Origin of the sequence: Neomicrococcus lactis (assembly GCF_014200305.1) — a bacterium.
GTDB lineage: Bacteria > Actinomycetota > Actinomycetes > Actinomycetales > Micrococcaceae > Neomicrococcus > Neomicrococcus lactis.
Genome location: NZ_JACHBL010000001.1, coordinates 1,079,694 through 1,100,464 on the forward strand (window position 1 = coordinate 1,079,694; position 20,771 = coordinate 1,100,464).

General features: G+C 58.3%; 13 protein-coding genes. 7 read left to right on the forward strand and 6 right to left on the reverse strand.

Translation table 11 applies throughout. From position 1 onward, the window contains the following. Positions 1–113: 113 nt before the first annotated feature. A complete protein-coding gene (locus BKA12_RS04935) occupies positions 114–4,574 on the forward strand; it encodes an FtsK/SpoIIIE domain-containing protein (RefSeq protein WP_183641138.1) in 4,461 nt (1,486 codons plus the stop codon). On the opposite strand, the gene BKA12_RS04940 is transcribed toward BKA12_RS04935, so the two are convergent. Further along, positions 4,559–5,092 carry a hypothetical protein gene (locus BKA12_RS04940; protein ID WP_183641140.1) on the reverse strand — a complete coding sequence of 178 codons (534 nt, stop codon included), beginning with the start codon at positions 5,090–5,092 and terminating at the stop codon, positions 4,559–4,561. The two genes, BKA12_RS04935 and BKA12_RS04940, sit on opposite strands and share 16 nt — an antisense overlap. A gap of 300 nt (positions 5,093–5,392) precedes the next feature. On the opposite strand from BKA12_RS04940, the gene BKA12_RS04945 reads away from it, so the two are divergent. Both BKA12_RS04945 and BKA12_RS04950 read left to right on the forward strand, forming a co-directional pair. After that, entirely contained in the window at positions 5,393–5,641 is a 249-nt protein-coding gene (locus tag BKA12_RS04945) for a WhiB family transcriptional regulator (protein WP_071893698.1), read from the forward strand. 147 nt (positions 5,642–5,788) lie between these two features. Beyond that, entirely contained in the window at positions 5,789–7,975 is a 2,187-nt protein-coding gene (locus BKA12_RS04950) for a protein kinase domain-containing protein (protein ID WP_183641142.1), read from the forward strand. A 65-nt stretch (positions 7,976–8,040) separates the two neighbouring features. Here BKA12_RS04950 and BKA12_RS04955 read toward each other — a convergent pair whose 3' ends face one another. Together BKA12_RS04955 and BKA12_RS04960 are read right to left on the reverse strand one after the other, a co-directional pair. Beyond that, positions 8,041–9,441 carry a class II 3-deoxy-7-phosphoheptulonate synthase gene (locus BKA12_RS04955; protein WP_183641144.1) on the reverse strand — a complete coding sequence of 467 codons (1,401 nt, stop codon included), beginning with the start codon at positions 9,439–9,441 and terminating at the stop codon, positions 8,041–8,043. 81 nt (positions 9,442–9,522) lie between these two features. Continuing rightward, positions 9,523–10,218 carry a 1-acyl-sn-glycerol-3-phosphate acyltransferase gene (locus tag BKA12_RS04960; protein ID WP_183641146.1) on the reverse strand — a complete coding sequence of 232 codons (696 nt, stop codon included), beginning with the start codon at positions 10,216–10,218 and terminating at the stop codon, positions 9,523–9,525. Positions 10,219–10,285: 67 nt separating this feature from the next. Between BKA12_RS04960 and BKA12_RS04965 the strand changes: the two genes are divergently transcribed. Both BKA12_RS04965 and BKA12_RS04970 read left to right on the forward strand, forming a co-directional pair. Beyond that, complete coding sequence (locus BKA12_RS04965; protein WP_183641148.1) at positions 10,286–11,068, forward strand: alpha/beta hydrolase; 783 nt, start codon at positions 10,286–10,288, stop codon at positions 11,066–11,068. Next, on the forward strand, positions 11,065–11,544 hold the full coding sequence (locus tag BKA12_RS04970; RefSeq protein WP_183641150.1) for a DMT family transporter: 480 nt from the start codon (positions 11,065–11,067) through the stop codon (positions 11,542–11,544). The genes BKA12_RS04965 and BKA12_RS04970 overlap by 4 nt, the downstream gene beginning before the upstream one ends. A gap of 43 nt (positions 11,545–11,587) precedes the next feature. Here BKA12_RS04970 and BKA12_RS04975 read toward each other — a convergent pair whose 3' ends face one another. After that, positions 11,588–12,577, reverse strand: coding sequence for an ROK family protein (locus BKA12_RS04975; RefSeq protein ID WP_183641152.1), 990 nt, complete (start codon positions 12,575–12,577; stop codon positions 11,588–11,590). Positions 12,578–12,681: 104 nt separating this feature from the next. Between BKA12_RS04975 and BKA12_RS04980 the strand changes: the two genes are divergently transcribed. After that, on the forward strand, positions 12,682–14,505 hold the full coding sequence (locus BKA12_RS04980) for an AMP-binding protein (RefSeq protein ID WP_183641154.1): 1,824 nt from the start codon (positions 12,682–12,684) through the stop codon (positions 14,503–14,505). A 40-nt stretch (positions 14,506–14,545) separates the two neighbouring features. On the opposite strand, the gene BKA12_RS04985 is transcribed toward BKA12_RS04980, so the two are convergent. Continuing rightward, positions 14,546–15,973: a mycothione reductase gene (locus tag BKA12_RS04985; RefSeq protein WP_183641156.1), complete on the reverse strand. Its 1,428-nt coding sequence runs from the start codon at positions 15,971–15,973 to the stop codon at positions 14,546–14,548. Positions 15,974–16,081: 108 nt separating this feature from the next. Then, complete coding sequence (locus BKA12_RS04990) at positions 16,082–19,525, reverse strand: pyruvate carboxylase (protein WP_183641158.1); 3,444 nt, start codon at positions 19,523–19,525, stop codon at positions 16,082–16,084. Between the two features lie 331 nt (positions 19,526–19,856). Here BKA12_RS04990 and BKA12_RS04995 point away from each other — a divergent pair, with 331 nt between their 5' ends. After that, on the forward strand, positions 19,857–20,741 hold the full coding sequence (locus tag BKA12_RS04995) for an AAA family ATPase (protein WP_183641160.1): 885 nt from the start codon (positions 19,857–19,859) through the stop codon (positions 20,739–20,741). Positions 20,742–20,771: the final 30 nt, after the last annotated feature.

Consider the following 20,771-nt stretch of genomic DNA (forward strand, 5'->3'; position numbering starts at 1 on the left):
GAATTCTGTGGACAAGTGAATGAACGAGTTATCAACAGAAAGTGAATTATTGGAAAATCAATCTTGAGTTCGCCCTATCCTCAAGCTAGGTCGTCACAGTGGAAAGGATATTTGTGCGAACTTTGGTAATGATCCGCGATTCGGATCCGCGAACGAGCGATCCGCAGTTCGTGGAGATTGTTGGCGAGCATGCGCCTCTCCCCCGCGCGGCCCTTTCACTTGCACTGCAAAATGACGACGACGCAACTGACGAACACGGTCAGCTCTATTGGGGGCGTATTTCGGAATCTCTTCCTGATCCGTTGCCTTCAAGCGGTTTGATTGATCTAGATCTAGCGCCCGAGTGGAACTCCACTAGCCCGGCTGATTCTGACTCTTCGATCGGGTCATCGCGTTCTGACCGTAGCGTGTGTTTGCTGACAATTTCGGGACCTGACGCTGGTCGACGCTTTCATTTGCCACGGGGAACATTCACCGTTGGCCGTCGGGCAGCCGATATTTGTGTTCGGGACGTATCAATCCCGGCGCAAGCTGGCGTCGTCGTACATTCGGCGCAAGGATTCAGCGTAAGCGAATTCGAAACCACCACCGACGGCGTACAACCCGGAGCACCCAAGAAACGACACCTCGTCTTTGGAGAGTCATTTCGACTCGGCGAGACCGTCTTTCGGCTTGAAGACACCAGCACACCACTCGATGATGCTAATGATCTGGGAAGCTGCGCGTGGCCGCCTCCGCCGCTCAAAGTGACGGGAGCTCAGCGTCCCGGTCGCCCATTCATGATGCTCACCGCAGCGCTTATGCCAGTAGTTCTGGGACTCATACTGGCCATGGTCATGGGTTCGTGGCTATTTATGCTTTTTAGCCTGATGAGCGTTGTGACAGGCGGCGTGCCGGCAATCCTTCAATGGCGCGACAAGAAAAAGCTAGAGCGGCAGATCGACGACGCGCTGGCGCAGGATCGACGGCACAGAGAGCACTCGGCCCCCGATTGGGGAATGGTGAGGCGGAGTCTTACGTCCAATCCTGCGTCCTACTTCGCTTCTCCCCGCATGCCCTCACCACAAAGTGTTCCTAGCTCTGCGGCCGCAGTAGCAGGAAAGCGTCCGGCCGATGTTCAACCGTCCTGGGCCTTGCCGCTTGGAATGGCATCGGAAATTCATGTGTCCGTTGACCTTGGATCCGCCAATGAACTGCGAGCGCGAACCCATGTGAACGTCCCGGCCATCGCGACTCTTTCTCCACTTTATCGAACACTTATTCGAGGTAGGCTTTCGAGAGCGACCGATGTTGCACGGGCGATGGTGGTGCGAGCCCTACTACTGGCACATTCTCACCGAATCAATGTCGGTGTTCTTGGCGACGGATCCTGGGTACCAACACCCGTCCGGGCGCTACGTTGCTTTGAGTACTTCAGCGATGTCCCACAACTCCTGCAGTTTCTTGAGGCAAGCCCTGACATCCCACTGATTCTCTTTACGAGTCGTGGAATGGACTGTGAGTATTTGGCTGGGTCCGCTATCTCGGCTCACCGTGACGCGTTAGCAAGATTGATCCTGGTTGAGATCGACCACGTGGAAGACGAAGCTTGGGGCTCAACGTCTCCATCCAGCGATCAGGAATCAGGGGGTTTCGATGATCTGGACCACCGGTATTCACACGAGATACTGGTGGATTTGGGGGTTTGGCGAGAAGAGACATCCAACGGTGAGACGCAGGACATCTTGACCGACGTCGACTTCGATGGCCTGTCATTCGAGACTGCCCAGGTACTGATCGAACATATGGCAATGATCGCCCTGCCCAGCACCGTTGGTGGCAGCACTGGTCGAGTTCTCGATTCAGGTACTGCCAGCGCGATGTTGGTTCAAAGTGGCGACAATGCGAATAATCACGCGGCTGTATCGACGCATCAAACAGCGTCCTATTTGTTAGTCGATACCGGGACACTGCTTTCGGCGGACAGCGGCGCCACGAGACCTGACGACGTCCTATTCACGGGTGGTTCCGCATCACCCGATAGTGGATCAGTGGTCACCATCGACTTGGTGGCGGACGGCCCTCACATGTTGATTGCGGGCACTACGGGTTCGGGTAAGTCTGAGGCTCTCAAGTCCATGTTGTGGTCCATCGTCAATCGCTATGCGCCAGAAGAGGTCTCCTTCTTGCACTTTGATTTCAAGGGTGGCTCCACGCTTGGCGAATTCGCCTCCCTTCCCCACACCATCTCCGTGGAGACTGACCTGACACATGCAGATGCCGCTCGCATGTTGCGTGGAATCAGAGCGGAGTTGTCCCGCCGCGAGTCGATCTTCCAAGGGATTGGGGCCAGCGACTATTCGAGCTGGCGTTCGCTCTCGGCCGGTGACGACTCGCTTCCTCATATTGCCCGCTTGGTCATCGTTGTTGATGAGGTGCGCATGTTGTTGTCGGCGCTGCCTGAGGCAATGATGGAATTGGCGTCTATCGCCACGATCGGCCGTTCATTGGGAGTTCACCTCGTCTTGTCGACCCAACGCCCGCTGGGTGTCATCTCCCCTGAGATACGGGCCAATATTGGCGTGTGCGTGCTGCTGCGGGTCGCAAGTGTTCAGGAATCGCAGGACGTCTTGGGATCTTCGGCGGCGGTGTCTATTTCTCACAAGAATCCGGGCCGAGCGTTTATCAAGGCCGGCGCTACGGTTCCCCTACCTGTGCAGTTTCCCTCGCCACTCGGTGCTCGCAGGAGCTGGGTTATTCATCGATATGGCGCCAGGCTTGGTCCCCCTAGTGCGTCCCTCTTGCTCTCAAGCGAAAACGAAGAGAAGAGCCCGTACGAGCGCTGGCTTCGAACTCACGGACACATGCAGCATCGACGCGCACCGCAGACAGCCTTTCCTGCCAGACTGCCCGAATCAGTGCATCAGGAAGACCTCAACAACGTGGCGGCGCAAACTTCAGATGATTCGATGCCCTTCGAAGCAGGACTGGTTGAATCGAGCCCTAATCTTCTCGACCAAAGAGGACACCTCGGATTGGGGATCGGCAACCACCCCACCCTGGGGCATCTAGAAGTTGTGGCATGGAATCCGGAGACGCTCTCCCGCTTCGCCATCATTGCGGGCCGTGATTCCGGCGCAGAAGAGTTGGCAGCCGGCCTCATCAATCAGCATCAAAGTATCGGCGGCACAACGTGCATTATCGACGGCAGTGGCCTGCTCGCTGGATATGAGAAATTGCGAACCGTATTCGCCTACGGATCCCTCGATGACGCGCTCTCAATTTCCGAGATCCTGAACCATCTCCTGAACGAACTCCAGACGGAGGCATCACGACTTTCAGATTCAGATACAGCTACATCCTCCGACTCAGGTTTAGACTCCGAATCCGACTCGGCCCCACACATAGACCCTTTGTCGGGCGGTATTCGTCCCGCAGTTCGACGTCTGGTGGTCATCACCGGCTGGAGCCATATCCTGACGCGAGTCGGACCCCATGAGGCAGCAGCGCTCGAGCAAATGATGACGTCTCTCATGAGAGCTACCAGTGCTCAGAACCTGGCAATCGTCGCGATCGGAGCCAGAGATCTCACCGGAACATCGCTATTCACTCTCCTGGAAACACGCCTCTATCTTCCGTTTGGTCTCGGGCCGGAAATCACCGCGTTGTGGCCACGGATCGTTGAAGTTCCCGAACATCGTGGACGTGGTGTACTCATGATTCCCGGAGAGAGTCCTCAAGGCCGCGAAATCCAATGCCTTCAGGCAAGCCCCGATGAGCTCGAAAGATCATCCATGCATGAGCATGCCAATCCCGCGGAAGTGCTCCGTGGACTTCCACGAAGAGTCTCCGGCGAAACAAGAGCGGCGATAGTTCATGACCTGCAGCTCAGTACTGAGCTCGCCACAGCGCAGACACATGGACTGTCGGAATCCGATGGACTCGTGTTGGGAGTCTCTTCGCCGGATGGTTCCCCTTTCACCTGGCATCCGAAACAGATCGGGTTGATCATCGGAGGACCTGGGAGCGGCAAGACCCGATTGCTGGAGAACATGGTGGACATGATCAACGGCGTATCGAAGAGTGCGGTCAACAAGAGCGAAACGAACGAGAAGAACTGGGCGGCTGAGAAGAGCGGTACTACGGAGAAGAACGCATCAGCTGAGAAGACCTGTTCAGCCGAGGAGACCTGTTCAGCCGAGGAGAAAGAGGCGGCAACTGAACTGAATCGTTGCAAACTCGTCAACGGGCCCGATCTTGATGCCAACGACATTTCGCAGCTTCAAGACGCTACCCCGCGAATTCTGCTCGTCGACAACGCAGACATGGTCGAAGATTCGCTCAAACCAGCACTCGAACGATTAGTCGATTCGGGAACACAGTTGATCATGACCGTGAGCGCGACCTTCAAGTCAATTCAGCGCATTCCGTGTGCGCATCGCCAGCGAGGTGAAGGCAGCGAAATCTTGCTCAGCCCTCGGACTCCGCAAGAGGCCGACGTACTGGGATGGCACGGCTGTCCAGTTGATCCTGTACCGGGTCGCGGAATTGTGAGATTCCACGGTGGGTTCAGACGTTTTCAGGCTTGGGGCTGAATACCGTCCAAGTTCGCGGCAAAGAAGTCATGGGTCGGCTTGATAAACATCAACAACAAGGCCAACGCCGCAGGAATGATCAGGAACAGACCAATCGGCCAGTCGAGAGAGAACAAGATTTGCGTGGCAAGAATAGTTTGAAAGAGGTGCCACATCACGATGAACGCCCGAGTCCAACGTCGGGCCTTCAAGATCTTGAGTCCTGACAGTGCAGCAAACACTCCGGCAGCGAGTGGCAACAGCAAGAAGAAAATTCGACCACCCATCGGGATGGGGCTGCTGGACGAGAAATCCAGAACATACAAAACGACAACTGCCAACATGACAAGCGCCATGAGGAACATGACGCCCGAAATCACCTTGACCGTCCACGGTGGGCTCATCAGAAGCTGCTCTTCTTGCCGAGCACCACTTGGCTCTGCCGAGTTTTGCCGGGCACCATGTGCTCCAAGCCCGTCGCGATTCGCCTGCACACGGCTATTCGGCTTCTTTGTCGAATTATTCTCCTGAGAACTCACACTGAAAACCTACCCGAACTTCCTGACAGCCACTGTGGAAACGGCCGGAATTCTAAGCCCAAAGATGCTCTGGTGACAAAAACCACACAAAGATTCAACATATTTCTGTGTGAAACCTCTTGATTACATCATCAAGTCATGAAACCCTAGTTTGGCAGTTGACGCGGGAGTAGCAAGCTCCCGCTTTCGCGTGTTTGAGGCAATGTGCATCAAACAAACGAACTCCGGGAATACTTCGGAGCAACTATGAGTTTTCACGTTCTACGTAATTACTGACCATCAGAAGGAGCACTAACGAGCATGAGTTGGCGTAGCCGCGCAGCATGCCTGGACAAGGATCCCGAACTCTTTTTCCCTGTGGGAAACACGGGTCCGGCATTGCTCCAGATTGAAGAAGCTAAAGCTGTTTGTCGCACGTGTCCTGTCATTGACACTTGCCTCCAGTGGGCCATCGAAACCGGCCAGGACGCGGGCGTCTGGGGCGGAATGAGCGAAGACGAGCGTCGCGCTTTGAAGCGTCGCGCTGCCCGCGCACGCCGCGCTTCTTAAGGGGTCAAACCCAAGGTTCATCCGTTTGAACCACACTTGAAAACGAATATAGCGATAGCTTCAACGAAGTTGTCGACTCGCTATCAGGGCGGGGCTGAACCGTGTTGCTTCAGCCCCGCCCTTGCGTATCTGGCTACTATCGGAAAGGTGGAAGAGAGAACCGTGGATCCGCTTGAAGGCCAGCTCATAGATGGCCGGTACCGTGTTCGTCGTCGACTCGCTCGCGGCGGCATGTCTACCGTCTATTTGGCTACCGACGAACGTCTCCACCGTGATGTCGCCTTGAAAGCGCTCTACCCCTACCTCGCGGAAGACCAACGAGTGGTCCGTCGTTTCGAGGAAGAAGCCATCACTGCAGCAAAGCTTTCCCACCCTCATGTCGTCAACGTTCTAGATCAAGGCGTTGATGGGGACACCGCGTACCTCGTCATGGAATACCTGAAGGGCAAGACCCTCCGCCACGTCCTAGAACAACAAGGGCGTCTCACGCCGCGTCAAGCACTCAAGGTGCTCGAAGAAATTCTTGACGGACTCGCAGCCGCTCATAGCGCCGGACTCGTGCATCGCGACATGAAGCCGGAAAACGTTTTGCTGACCGAAACGGGTCGCGTCAAGGTGGCTGATTTCGGTTTGGCGCGCGCGGCATCCAACCACACGCAATCAGGAACGCTCGTAGGAACAGTGGCGTACGTCAGCCCCGAACTCGTGACCGGCGGCAAAGCCGACAAGCGCAGCGACCTTTATGCCATCGGCATCATGCTCTTCGAAATGCTCACAGGTGATCAGCCATTCCGCGGCGAGAGCTCTATGTCCATTGCTTTCAAACACGTCAGCGAAACGGTTCCGCCGCCCTCACGATTGATTCCCGAGCTCTCTCAAGATCTCGACGAATTGGTGGAATGGTGCACGGCGAAGGATCCTGAAGCTCGACCCGTCGACGCGAGCGCACTCTTGGGCGAATTGCGTCATGTGCGCGCCGCCTTGAGCGAAGATCAGCTGGATCTGGGGGCTGCCGAGATTGCCACTTCGCAAAAAAATTACGACGCCGCAGCTGCCGCAGCCGCTCCAGTCTCGGTTGATCGTGACGTGGAGGAAAAGTTCGCAGGGTATTGGGATGATAGCGAGCAGGCGCCGTCGTACTCCGAAGAAGCGGACGTAGACGAGGACGCGACCACCGTTATCCCCACGCACCACAACGAAACCCAAGCTTTTTCGCGGCTCGACGAACCGGACGTGGCGCCAAATCAGTACACCGAAATTATCGATGCTCATGACATCCCGGCTCATGAGACTGGCGAGATTTCCGCGGTGACCAAAGCTGCGCCGGCCCCGCGGCCGCTCAGCCCAGCCGCTGCCGCGAAGCAAGCCAAGAAGGACGCGAAGATCGCGCAGCGCGAATGGAAGCGAGATGCGCAAAAGCCTCTCGTCAATCTAGACAAGAAGGGCTCGCGCGTTCGCAGGTGGATCCTGGCGATCGTCCTGGTGATGCTCGTGGCGTTGGTGGCCGCCGCTGGCTGGTTCTTTGGCTTAGGGCCAGGTGCGCCGGTGAGTTTGCCGAGCGTATCGGGGCAAACCGTCGCGCAGGCGACGCAAACCCTCGACAACGTGGGGGTAGCAGCGCGCCCAAAAGAAGTATTCAGTGACGATGTAGAGCGCGGGCTCGTCGTCGGCACTGAGCCGAGTGATGGCACCACCATTCGCCGCTTCGAAGGCGCCGATCTCCTGGTATCTAAGGGTCCTGAACTCTTCGAAGTACCTAAACTTGCGCAATTGACCACTGCGGAGGCGAACGAGCAGCTCGATGAGCGGTCTTTAGCGCTCGGGAAAGTCACTGAGGAATATAGCGAGACGATCGACGACGGAAAGATCGTCGAGCAATCTGTGAATGTCGGCACTCAAGTGCGTCGCGGCACGGCCATCAACGTCACCGTATCCAAGGGCCCTGCACCCGTTGCCGTTCCTGACCTCAGCGGTATGACGGTCGAGGAAGCGAGCGCCGCACTGGAAGAGATCGGGCTTTCGTTGACGGAAGACGGCGAAGAATTTTCCGCCAAGGTCCCAGCAGGCGACGTGTCCTCACAAGGTGTGAAGACGGGCGAGAAAGTGAATCGGGGAACCGAGATCCCGGTGACGGTTTCGAAGGGACCGCGCATGGTTGAAGTGCCGCGCGTGGTGGGACAGCAGCTCGACGAAGCGAGTGCCACCCTCGAGGAGCTCGGCTTCAAAGTAGAGGTCAAGTACCCGCTGGGCAACATCTTCGGAACCGTTCACGGACAGAGCGTTTTCGGTGAAGAGGTACCTGAAGGATCAACGATCGTTCTGACGGTGGTCTAGGCAGGACAAAAAGAAGGGCTGGAACCGAATAACGGTTTCAGCCCTTCTAGGTTTAAGAGATCAACCTACTTGCGGTGTGCCAACGAATCAGCAACCAAGAACGCCATCTCCAGAGACTGGCGGTGGTTCAAGCGAGGATCGCAGACGGACTCGTAGAGTGCGTCGAACTGGTCTTCGCGGATTGGGTCGGAGCCGCCGAGGCACTCGGCTACATCGTCGCCGGTCATCTCAACGTGCAAGCCGCCAGCCACAGAGCCAAGCGAGTTGTGGACTTCGAAGAAGCCAGCAACTTCGTCCATGACATCGTCGAAGCGACGAGTCTTGTAGCCGTTCTGGCTGGTCACGGTGTTGCCATGCATTGGGTCCGTCACCCAGACAACCTTCGCGCCTTCGCGCTGGACTGCCTCAACGATTGCCGGAAGCTTCTCGCGGATGTTGCCGGCGCCCATGCGAGTAATGAAGGTCAAACGACCTGGCTCGCGGTTTGGATCCAGCTTGTTGATCAAAGCGATAGCGTCATCACCAGTGGTGGTTGGGCCAAGCTTCACGCCGATCGGGTTGCGCACGCGAGACAGGAAGTCCACGTGAGCAGCGTCGAGCTGGCGCGTACGCTCGCCGATCCACAAGAAGTGTGCGGAGGTGTCGTACGGAAGTCCCGTGCGGGAATCGGTGCGCGTCAAGGCACGCTCGTAGTCCAGCAACAGAGCTTCGTGAGCGGCGAAGAATTCAGTGCGCTTGAGTGCTTCGAAGTCAGCGCCGCATGCAGCCATGAAGCTCACCGCCCGGTCGATTTCGCCTGCGAGATCGTCGTACTTGGAGTGAGCAGGGTTGGCCATGAAGCCTTGATTCCACTGGTGCACCGAACGTAAATCGGCGAAGCCGCCCTGCGTGAAGGCACGGATCAAGTTCAAGGTGGAGGCAGCTGTGTGGTACGCCTGCACCATGCGCTTCGGGTCATGGCGGCGAGATTCTTCGGTGAATTCGTAGCCGTTCACAATATCGCCACGGAAAGCTGGCAACGTCACGCCATCGCGGGTCTCGACGTCGGAAGAGCGAGGCTTCGCAAACTGTCCGGCCATGCGGCCCATCTTGATGACGGGCATGGATGCGCCATAAGTAAGGACTACAGCCATCTGCAAGATGGTTTTGATACGCGCAGAGATCTTATCTGCCGTTGCGCCGGCAAACGTCTCGGCGCAGTCACCACCTTGCAACAGGAATGCTTTGCCTTCAGCTGCGGCTGCCAAGCGCTCTCGCAAAACGTCCACTTCACCGGCGAAAACCAGTGGTGGGAGTGATCCGAGTTCGGCGACAGCCTGCTCATACTCTTCCGTGCCGTGCCACGAGGGCTGCTGGGCGATAGGAAGATTGCGCCAGAGATCGAGCTGTGGGTCTGCGGCTGGTCCGGAAACCGTGCCGGTTGGCGAAGAAGATGAGATGTCGAATTGAGGTGCTGTCTGAGTCACCCCTCAAGGGTAATGGTCAGCACTTCACACTCCTAAAGCATGTCCACAGAATGAACAATGCGAAGTCATACGGAGCGGGCTTTAGCCCCGCTTGTGTCCGTGTGCCGCGCGTGCCTTGATCTTCTGCGCGTACTCGTCAACGTACTCTTGGCCGCTCAAACGCATGATGGCGTCCATGATTTTGTCCGTGACTTCGCGCTGGGCAAAGCGGTCTTCTTCGCGTCCTGCATACGCAGAGAAGTCCAACGGCTCGCCCACAATCATGCCCACTCGGCGAATATTCGGAACCGTCTTGCCAATTGGCTGAACCTTATCCGTTCCGATCATCGCGATAGGAATGACGGGCACACCCGTGGCGATCGCCAGGCGAGCAACGCCGACTTTGCCCTTGTGAAGCTTTCCATCAGGGCTGCGCGTACCTTCCGGGTAGATGCCTAGGAGCTTTCCTTCACGAAGCGCTTGCTCGCCAGCCGCCAGTGAATTCATGGACGCGGTTCCGCCGGAGCGGTCCATCGGCAGCTGGTTGCTCAAGCGGAAGAACGCAGCGGTCAGGCGACCCTTGAGACCCTTGCCAGTGAAGTACTCCATCTTCGCAAGGAAGACCACGGGGCGATCTACGGCAACCGGGAGGAACACCGAGTCGGAGACTGACAAGTGGTTAGACGCCAGGATGGCGGCGCCTTCCTTGGGGATGTTGTCCAACCCTTTCACCCAGGGGCGAAACAGCACGTTAGTAACAGGGGCAACGACGAACGTCTTCATAAACCAGTAGAACACTCTGCAAGAATACTGGGCAGGGCAGTAAAACGCTGGCTTCTGACCCACCAAGCTGACAGGACATGGAATGGCAACGCCTCTTCCCCAACAACAACCGCCACTTGACCCCACTCAACCCTTCACGGTGTTGCGGCCCGGCGACACGGCTGTCCTGGTCATTCATGGCTTCACCGGCTCACCGTTGTCCATGCGCCCACTCGCGAATGCTTTTCTCGACGCTGGCTACAGTGTGAGCCTTCCGTTGCTTCCCGGGCACGGCACGAAGTGGGAGGACCTCAGCAAAACCAGCCACAAGGCACTGTTGAATTCCGTCACGTCGAATTTTGATCGTCTCCAGCGGGAGCATCAGCACGTGTTCGTCGTCGGTTTGTCGATGGGCGGAACGCTCGCGCTGCGTCTCGGCGAAGTCCGCGAGCCCGCCGGCATCATCGTCATCAATCCTGCACTGACGTTCGCCTCCCCCGTGGCGCACTTTTCGCCGGTTCTGCGGCACTTCGTGAAGTCCGTGGACGCAATCCGCGATGACATCTCCAAGCCAGGCATGACGGAGAACGCGTACCCGCGCACGCCGGTGGGTGGCGTTGCTGAAATCAAGGCACTCATGGCGCTGACGCGCAAACATTTGAGCGAAATTAAGGCACCCATCTTGGCCTTCCGCTCCGCGACGGATCACATAGTTCCGGATTCCAGCATGAAGGCGCTGAGCCGCGGCCTCGCCAAAAATACGGCGAAGGGCAGCAACATCACGGTGCAGCCGCTGGAGAACAGCTTCCACGTTGCTACCTTGGATTACGACGCCGCAGCTATCGAAAGCGGCTCCGTAGAGTTCGTGAGGGGTTTGATTAAGTGACGCAGGGTCGCTCACCGTCAGATGACGAGTGGAACGATTTGGTTCAACGATTCTTTGAGTCCTCGGACGAATCACCTGAATCGCGCGGCTCGCACAGAGAAAATGAGCCATCACCACAACGTGATCTCTCGGAGTATTTTGCGGACCAGAACTCGCTGGCCGGCGAACCGGAGCAACTGCGTGGGCAGTCGGAATTGCAGGAGCCTGCTGAGCTCGAGGAATACCCAGACGAACTGGAAGAGCACTTCATCCCACCTGAGCCACGGCCCTTAGGAACGGGAAATCCGTTGACTGTTCTCGCCTGGATCGGTGCCGCGGGCGGACCGTTGCTCTTGGTGCTCTTCGCCATCGCATGGCGATCAGCTCCGTTTGTGGCGTGGTTTGGCGCCATCGCCGTCGGAATCGCTGGCATCGCCTATTTGTGGTGGAGCCTTCCCGCCGAAAGAGATGATTACGGAAACGGCGCCCAACTCTAATTAAGTGGGCCCTGACGCGAACTCACGAGAGTTCCAAGAGATCTTAGATTTCCAAGAGCGAAAGCAAAGCCGCTCCCAGAGCACCAGCCTCCGCACCGAGTTGAGCAACTTCGATACCCACAATCGGTCGAGACTCCGGATGAGGTGCGAGTTGCGCATACTGGCGACGCAGGGTCTCCAAGAAGTACTCAGAAGCGGACCCAAATCCTCCACCGATGACCAGAACGCCTGAGTCCAAAGCACCCACCACCATCGTGAGCGCTTGAGCCAACGGCGCAGCGACTTCGTCGAGAACCGCTTGAGCGTCACTCCGGCCAGCCGCGGCCGCAGCCACGAGCTCGCGCCCTGTCATGGTTCGCTGGGAATCAACATCGCTGAGTAGTCCTGCCCGCTGCGCCGCCCGCTCAGCACCAGTTCCTGAAGAGAAGATTTCGAGGCACCCGGTTCCACCGCACGGGCACTGCGGCCCGGCAGGATCAATACAGATGTGGCCCAGTTCGCCAGCCATTCCTAGATGTCCGCGAACCAACGTGCCGCCCGCGATGATGGCCGAACCCAACCCCGTTCCCAAGGTGAGGCACGCGGCGTCGTCGTACTCGCGCGCAGCGCCCAACTGGAATTCCGCCCAACCGGCAGCGTCCGCGTCATTCGCAACCACCACGGGACGCCCCAGCTGAGCTTCCAGCTCGGCACGGATGTGAACGCCGGTCAGCGGCAAGTGCGGGCTGAATCGCACGTAGGTGCTCTCGCGGTTGAGCCAACCTGCCACGGCAACCCCAATACCGCACTGCGCGCGCATCTCGAGCGGCACACTTTCAAGCAAACTGAGCGCCATGCCGGAAATCGTGGTCAGCAAGGCATCCGTGGAATCTTTCGCCACGAGGACTGTAGCGCGGGTCACAATTTCTTTGTTACCATCGAGTAACAAACCTGCGATCTTGGTTCCACCAACGTCGATCCCTATAGAGAATCGCTCGTCCGCTTCTTGCGGAAGATCGATTCTTTGTGCGTGAATTTCGTGGTTCTTTATCATGCTGTGATCCAAGACATATAGGGTTAGATAAACGGCATTGCAGGTTCCCATTTCCCGCCAATGCACCAACGCTGACAGCACCGCCAGTGACAAAAGGAGACCCCGTGCGCGAATTCAGAGTACCCGCCCTGATTGAGTCCTCGCCTGAATCTAACGCCACCGACTTCGTGTTGGTTCATGCGCGAAAAACCCCAGACCTCACGTTGTTCTCCGTCCGCAAGACGCAGGCCACGCCAGGCGAGTCCGAGTGGTCCCCAATTTCTGCGGTGCAATTTCGCGACGACGCGATCGCCATCGCCAAGGGCCTGATCGCCAGCGGCATTGAACGGGGCGCACGCATCGCCATCATGTCTCGCACGCGCTACGAGTGGGCACTCGTCGACTTCGCTGTCTGGTTCGCCGGCTGCACGTCCGTTCCCATCTACGAGACCAGCTCACCAACGCAGGTGGCGTGGATCGTTGGAGACTCCGGCGCAGTGGCTGCCATCGTGGAATCCGGAAAGCACGAGAACGTAGTGCGCACCGCCGCGCACAACGAAGGCTTGGATCACCTCAAGCACGTGTGGCTCATGGAAGACAATGGCCTGGATATGCTCCGCGAAGCTGGCAAGGACGTCAGCGACGAAGAGCTCGAAGCACGACGCACCTCCATCAAGCTTGATTCGCTCGCCACCATCATTTACACCTCCGGCACTACCGGACGCCCTAAGGGTTGCGAGCTCACCCACAAGAACTTCGTGGATCTATCCAAGAACGCGCAGCTCGAGTTGCCTGAAGCGGTCAACTCTAATGCGTCCACCATCATGTTCTTGCCGCTCGCACACGTCTTTGCGCGCTTCATCTCCGTGCTCGCTGTCGCAGCCGGCGTCAACGTGGCGCATACGCCTGACGTCAAGAACCTGTTGCCTGATTTGCAGAGCTTCTCGCCTACGTTCATCCTCGCCGTGCCCCGCGTCTTCGAGAAGGTCTACAACTCCTCGATGCTCAAGGCCGAGGACGGCGGCAAGGGCAAGATCTTCCACGCCGCTGCAGACACCGCAATCGAGTGGTCCCGTGCCACCGAAAAGGGCTCCGTGCCACTTGGCCTGAAGCTCAAGCACGCGGTGTTCGACAAGCTCGTGTACGGCAAGATCCGCGAAGCCATGGGCGGCCGCGTGAAGTACGCGGTGTCCGGCGGCGGCCCGTTGGGTGAGCGCTTGGGCCACTTCTTCCACGGCATAGGCTTGCTTGTTCTGGAAGGCTATGGACTGACGGAAACCACTGCGCCTATCACGGTGAACACTCCAAAGCGCATCAAGATTGGCACCGTCGGCAAGCCGCTTCCGGGCAACGGCGTGAAGATCGCTGACGACGGCGAAATTCTCGCCACCGGCGTCTGCGTCATGCGCGGTTACTACAACCGCCCCGACCTTCAAGACGAGACGTTTGACGGCGAATGGTTCCGCACCGGCGATATTGGCTCGCTCGATGAAGACGGCTTCTTGAAGATCACAGGCCGCAAGAAGGAAATCATCGTCACCGCCTCCGGCAAGAACGTGGTTCCGTCCATGCTCGAAGACCAGATCCGCGCCGACGCTCTCGTGTCCCAGTGTGTGGTGATTGGTGACAACCAGCCGTTCATCTCGGCGCTCATCACCCTTGATCCTGAAGCACTTCCGGGCTGGTTGCAGCGCCACAACATTCCAAGCATGTCTGTGGCTGAAGCGTCCAAGTTGCCTCAGGTTCGCGCAGAGCTCCAGACGCTCATCAACAAGGCCAACGAGACCGTCTCACGCGCTGAAGGCATCCGCGAGTTCCGCGTTGTGGAATCGGACTTCACGGAAGAGTCCGGCCACCTGACGCCGTCGCTCAAGATCAAGCGCGCCCAGGTCCTCAAGGACTACCAAGCTGAGGTTGACGCGATCTACGGAGCGCAGTCCAAGGAATAGTAGCTAGCTAGAAACGATTCCGGGGAACTGGGGCGAGAGCCTACAGGGCCCCGGAATCTTTCGTATTCAGCGAAAGAAGCGCGTTCTCCACGACCTCCATGAGGGCAGGGTGGATCCAGAATGGTGCGCGCGCAAGCGAATGTGCGTCCGTGCCGAAGACCATGGCCTGAACGAGTGGCTGAATCAGGTTCGACGCTTCATGACCCATGAGGTGCGCACCGAGAATCTCGCCCGTTGAGCGACGGGCAATGAGCTTCACGAAACCAGTCTGATCCTCCATCGCCCACCCATAAGCGGTGGATCCGTAATCCTGAACGGCAATCGCGAGTTCACCCTCGGGCCATTGCTCTTGGGCTGCGAGCTCTCGCGCTTGCGGCTCGGTCAGCCCGACGCTCGCAACCTGCGGATGCGTAAAGACGGCCGATGGGACAGCCCGGTGATCCGTGGCACGCAAGTCATCGGGGTGCTCCAGATTGTGAATGACCACGCGAGCTTCGCGGTTGGCAACGTGCTTGAGCTGGTAATCATTGGAGACATCGCCGAGCGCAAAGACGCCCTCGAGCGGTTCTCCATTAGAAAGCACGCGCTGGAAGTCATCGACGCTCAGGATGCCGTCGGCGACATCGAAGCCCGCGGCTTCTGGATCAATTCGATCCACGTTGGAAACGCGGCCAGTAGCGAAAAGAACCACGTCAGCGGGAATTTCGCTCGCCTGGCTTGCGCCGTCGCTGGGGTCTTCATACCGTACGACGACGCTGCCATCCGTTGCGCTCTCAATGGCAGTGGGCGTTGCGTGACGTACGGACCAGCGCTTGCTGGCATCGGCCGTGTAGCGCTCGGAAATGAGTGGATCGTGACCGCGTAGGAGCTGGCCGGAGCGCGACAGCTGAGTGACGTTGGCGCCGAGGCTGTGGAAGATATTGGCGAACTCCGCCGCGATAAAACCTGAACCCACCACCACAACGCGCTGCGGGAAGTCCACTCGCATGATGGTGTCAGACGTGTGAACTTGAGGCAGATCGATGCCCGGAATATCTGGCAAGACTGCGCGTGAACCCGCAGCAATGACTACCTTGTCTGCCGTGATCTCTTTGCCGGTGGCGGTGACCATCGACTTTGGCGAGGTGAAGGTGGCGAACTCGGCGTAGAGGTCAACGTTCTCAAGCTCTACGCGATACTTCCGGCCGCCTTCGGAAATCGCGTCAATGCGTCCGAAAATGCGGTCTCGGATCTCTTCCCAGCGGGCGCCTTTGAACTCAAGATCGACGCCCAATCGCTTAGCTTCAGCCGTGCTGCCAGCCAGCTGCGCTGGGTATACGAACATCTTGGTGGGGATGCATCCCACGTTGAGGCACGTACCGCCGAAGATGCCCCCGTCTACGATCGCTACTTTCTTGTCGTCCCAGTACGGGGTGATCAATGAGTTTCCTGAACCGGATCCAAGGATGAGCAAATCGTAGTGAGTCATAAAAATAGGCTAGCCGCCTCTCGCGAAAGAGGCGGCTAGCCTATGACATCGTGACGCTCAAATTTTCTTGAAGCGTAACCTGTGATCTCTTGTGTTGCTGGTCAGCGTCTACTCGACCACGAGGATCAAATCGCCACCTTGCACCGGTTGCGTTCCGGAGATGGCGATACGCTGCACCGTTCCACCGGTCGAGCACGTGATAGCAGCTTCCATCTTCATGGCTTCGATCGTCGCGATCGTGCCGCCTGGAGCCACCACGTCACCCTCAGCAACAGTCACAGTGACGGCACCCGCGAACGGAGCAGCCACATGGTTCTTGTTGTTGGTGTCAGCCTTCTCAGCGGACTTGACGGTGGACTCGACCGAGCGGTCACGCACGGTGATCTGACGCATCTGGCCGTTGAGCGTGAGCATGACTGTACGCATGCCCTTCTCGTCGGGTTCGGAAATTGCCTGCATCGTAGCCAACAAGCGAATGCCCTTGCCCAGCGAAATCACGTGCTCGCGGTTCTTCGTCAGGCCGTAAAGGTAGTCGCGCGTGTGGAGCACGGAGATGTCACCGAAGTCGGCCACCGTCTTCTCGTAGTCCCGCGTTGGGCCAGGGAAGAGCAAACGGTTCAGGGTGGCTCGGATCGTCTCCGAATCACCGTTGAGCGCAGCAGAATCCTCTGGGGAGAGCTCTTCGACGTGCGGCTTGATGGTGCGGCCTTCAAGCGCCTTCGAACGGAATGGCTCGGGCCATCCTCCCGGAGGATCGCCCAGCTCGCCCGAAAGGAACTGGATGACGGAATCCGGAATATCGAATGCTTGCGGATTTGCCTCAAACTCGGCAGGATCCACGTTCATGCCCACGAGCTGCAAAGCAAGGTCGCCAACGACCTTGGACGAAGGCGTCACCTTCACCACGTTGCCCAGCATCTTGTTAGCGGCCGTGTACATGTCCTCGATAGCTTCGAAGCGCTCGCCCAAGCCAAGTGCAATCGCCTGCTGACGCAGATTGGACAATTGTCCACCTGGGATCTCGTGACGGTACACGCGACCAGTTGGGGACGTTAGGCCGGACTCAAACGGCTTGTAGATGGTGCGCACGGTCTCCCAGTACGGCTCCAAAGAAGCAGCGGCGTCCAAATCAATGCCTGTATCGCGTTCGGTATTGGCAAGTGCCGCAACCAGCGCGGAGGAGCTGACCTGCGACGTCGTACCCGCCATAGAGGCAACGGCAACGTCAACCGCGTCAACGCCCGCATCAATCGCGGCCATCAACGTAGCGAGCTGTCCGCCAGCGGTGTCATGCGTGTGCAAGTGCACCGGGAGGTCGAAGCGCTCCCGCAGAGCAGTGACGAGCTTCTTCGCAGCCATCGGGCGAAGCAAGCCAGCCATGTCCTTGATCGCCAAGATGTGCGCGCCGGCCTCGACAATCTGATCCGCAAGATTTAGGTAGTAATCCAGCGTGTACAGCGCCTCGTTGGGGTCCAACAGATTGCCGGTGTAGCAGAGCGCAACCTCAGCAACCGCGGTGCCGGTCTCGCGAACGGCCTTGATCGCCGGAGCCATCTGGTTCACGTCATTGAGAGCATCGAAGATACGGAAAATATCGATTCCGGACTTCGTGGCTTCCTTGACGAACGCGTCGGTAACCTCGGTGGGGTACGGCGTGTAGCCCACCGTGTTACGGCCACGCAAAAGCATCTGAAGCGGGATGTTAGGAAGTTCAGCGCGCAAGAGCTCGAGTCGCTTCCACGGGTCCTCGCCCAAGAAGCGCAAGGAGACGTCATACGTTGCCCCTCCCCAGACTTCCATCGAGAACAGCTGAGGCATCACGTGAGCGTACGCTGGAGCTGCAGCGAGGAGCTCACGCGTACGAACGCGCGTGGCCAAGAGCGACTGGTGCGCGTCGCGGAACGTGGTGTCCGTGACGGCAACGGCGGTCTGCTCGCGCAGTGCCTGCGCGAATCCTTCAGGACCCAGCTCATCGAGCTTTTGCTTCCAGCCCGCTGGTGGCACGTGGGTGGACGGGCCATCGAATGGGCTGCGGTCCGGCTCGTCGCGCTTGTCGCCTGGGTAGTGCGGAAGCTTGTCGCGCGGGTCAATGCCTTCTACGCGATCACCGTTCGGCTTGTTCACGGTGACATCGGCCAAGAACTGCAGAGCCTTAGTACCGCGGTCTTGAGACCTGTTGCCTTCCAACAGATCCGGGCGAGAGTCGATGAAGTCCGTTGCCACATCGCCGGCCACGAACTGAGGATCGCTCAGCACGTTCTGCAAGAACGGGATATTGGTGGACACGCCACGCACGCGGAACTCGGCCAGCGCACGGCGGGCACGGGCCACAGCCGTCTGGTAGTCGCGCCCACGGCAAGACAGTTTGACCAGCATGGAGTCGAAATGAGGGGAAACTTCAGCGCCTGCGTAGATGGTGCCACCGTCGAGGCGCACACCGGAACCGCCAGCAGAGCGGTAAGCGGTAATGGTTCCCACATCTGGGCGGAAACCGTTCTGTGGATCCTCGGTGGTGATACGGCACTGGAGGGCCGCGCCGCGGATGCGAAGATCCTCTTGGCGAATGCCCAAGTCTTCGAGAGACTCGCCAGCGGCAATGCGCATCTGAGCGGCCACCAAGTCAACGTCCGTGATTTCCTCGGTGACAGTGTGCTCCACCTGGATGCGTGGGTTCATCTCGATGAACACGTGCTGTCCAGCGCGCTCACCCACGGTGTCCACCAAGAACTCCACGGTGCCGGCGTTCTGGTAACCCAGTGCCTTTGCGAACTTCACGGCATCGGCGTAGAGCGCCTGGCGAATGTTCTCGTCAAGGTTTGGTGCCGGAGCAATTTCAATGACCTTCTGGTGGCGACGCTGCAAAGAGCAGTCGCGCTCGAAAAGGTGCACCACGTTGCCCTGCTTGTCAGCAAGGATCTGAACCTCAATGTGGCGAGGGCGCAGGACAGCCTGCTCCAAGAACACGGTGGGGTCACCGAAAGCGGAATCCGCTTCGCGCATGGCAGCGGCGAGAGATTCTGGCAGAGCGTCGCGAGTGTCCACTCGGCGCATGCCACGTCCGCCACCGCCTGCAACAGCCTTGACGAAGATGGGGAAACCAATCTTGTCCGCTTCAGCGATCAGGAAGTCGGTGTCTTTACTGGGTTCAGAGGATTCCAGCACTGGAATGCCGGCTTGGCGCGCAGCTTTGAGCGCCGCCACCTTGTTTCCCGCCAGTTCAAGAACTTCTGCAGGCGGACCCACAAAAGTGATCCCAGCTTCAGCGGCAGTACGCGCGAGATCTGGATTCTCGGAAAGGAATCCGTATCCCGGATAAATAGCGTCTGCCCCAGACTCCTTGGCAACACGAACAATCTCGTTCACATCGAGATAAGCGCGGACCGGGTGCCCTTCTTCGCCAATGCGGTAGGCCTCGTCGGCCTTCTGGCGGTGGATGGAATTACGGTCTTCATAAGGAAAGACGGCTACCGTCTTGGATCCTAGTTCGTAGGCTGCACGGAAAGCACGGATTGCGATTTCTCCGCGGTTTGCAACCAAGATCTTGGAAAACATATGTCCCCTAAGGTCTGGAGTCTCAATATTTGCATCAACGCGTTTACGCCCTGTTGGGTCGTCATTGATCCCTGCACAGGCGGGAGCCTAGTGCTTCCAGTCACGTTATCGCGTCAGCCGGATCACACCTATTTCATTGCGTCGCTTGTTACACGGCAGACACTTTGCCCGTCTCGTCCCGGGCTTATCAGAGGCTAATGAGAGGAAGAACTCGCGAAACGACCCGAGAATTTCCCTCGAAATGCGCGGCGCCATGACTACCATGGGGAAGGTTTATCTGTGAACGTCCCGCGATATTGGCGGGTTCCAAGCGAAGGGCGTGGTTTATCCCGTGCAGGTTGTTAGCATTTCGAGTCTCAAAGGCGGAGTCGGCAAGACGTCCGTGACCCTCGGCTTAGCATCTGCAGCTCTTGATGCTGGTCTGCGAACCCTGGTTGTTGACCTTGATCCGCATGCGGATGCAAGCACCGGCTTGGGCATCAATCCTGCAGGCCGCGAGCCCATTGGCCTGATGCTGAAGAACGTTCGCCGTTCTTCGATCAACGCCAACGCCGTTCCGAGTTCGTGGACTGAGCGTCATCAGGAAATCGTGCGCTCCGTTCAGGCGAGCCAGTCGGATTCAAAGGACGACGCCGCAGCTTCAGACAGCGAAGAAGCTGCCGCTGGCGAGTCCAAGACTGCCGGATTGGCCGAGGGCCGTTTGGATGTCGCTTACGGTTCCGCTTTCACCGGCATCTACGATCGCCCGGACCTGCGTTTGCGTGATTTGAAGCGTCTCAAGACCGTACTCTCGCGAGTGACCGGTTACGACTTGGTGCTCATCGACTGCCCACCGTCACTCAATGGCCTGACCCGCATGGCGTGGTACGCATCTGACAAGGTGCTGCTGGTAGCTGAGACGTCCTTGTTCTCGGTAGCTGGAACCGAGCGCACCATGCGTGCATTGAACATGTTCCGCCGCGAATTCGCGCCAAGCATTCAGACTGCCGGCGTCGTGGCCAACAAGTACCGCCCGGAGTCCGGTGAACACCAGTTCCGTCTTCAGGAAATGTCAACCATGTTTGGCGATGCCCTGCTCTCCCCTGTTCTTCCAGACATCCCAGACTGGCAGCAGATCCAGGGCGCTGCGCACGCAGTGCACCAGTGGCCTACCGAGTCCGCCCGACTGAGCGCCGTACTGTTGAGCGAGCTGCTCGAGGCTGTACGCAACAAGTAATTTTCAGCCCGCATCTTTGCGGAATAGAAA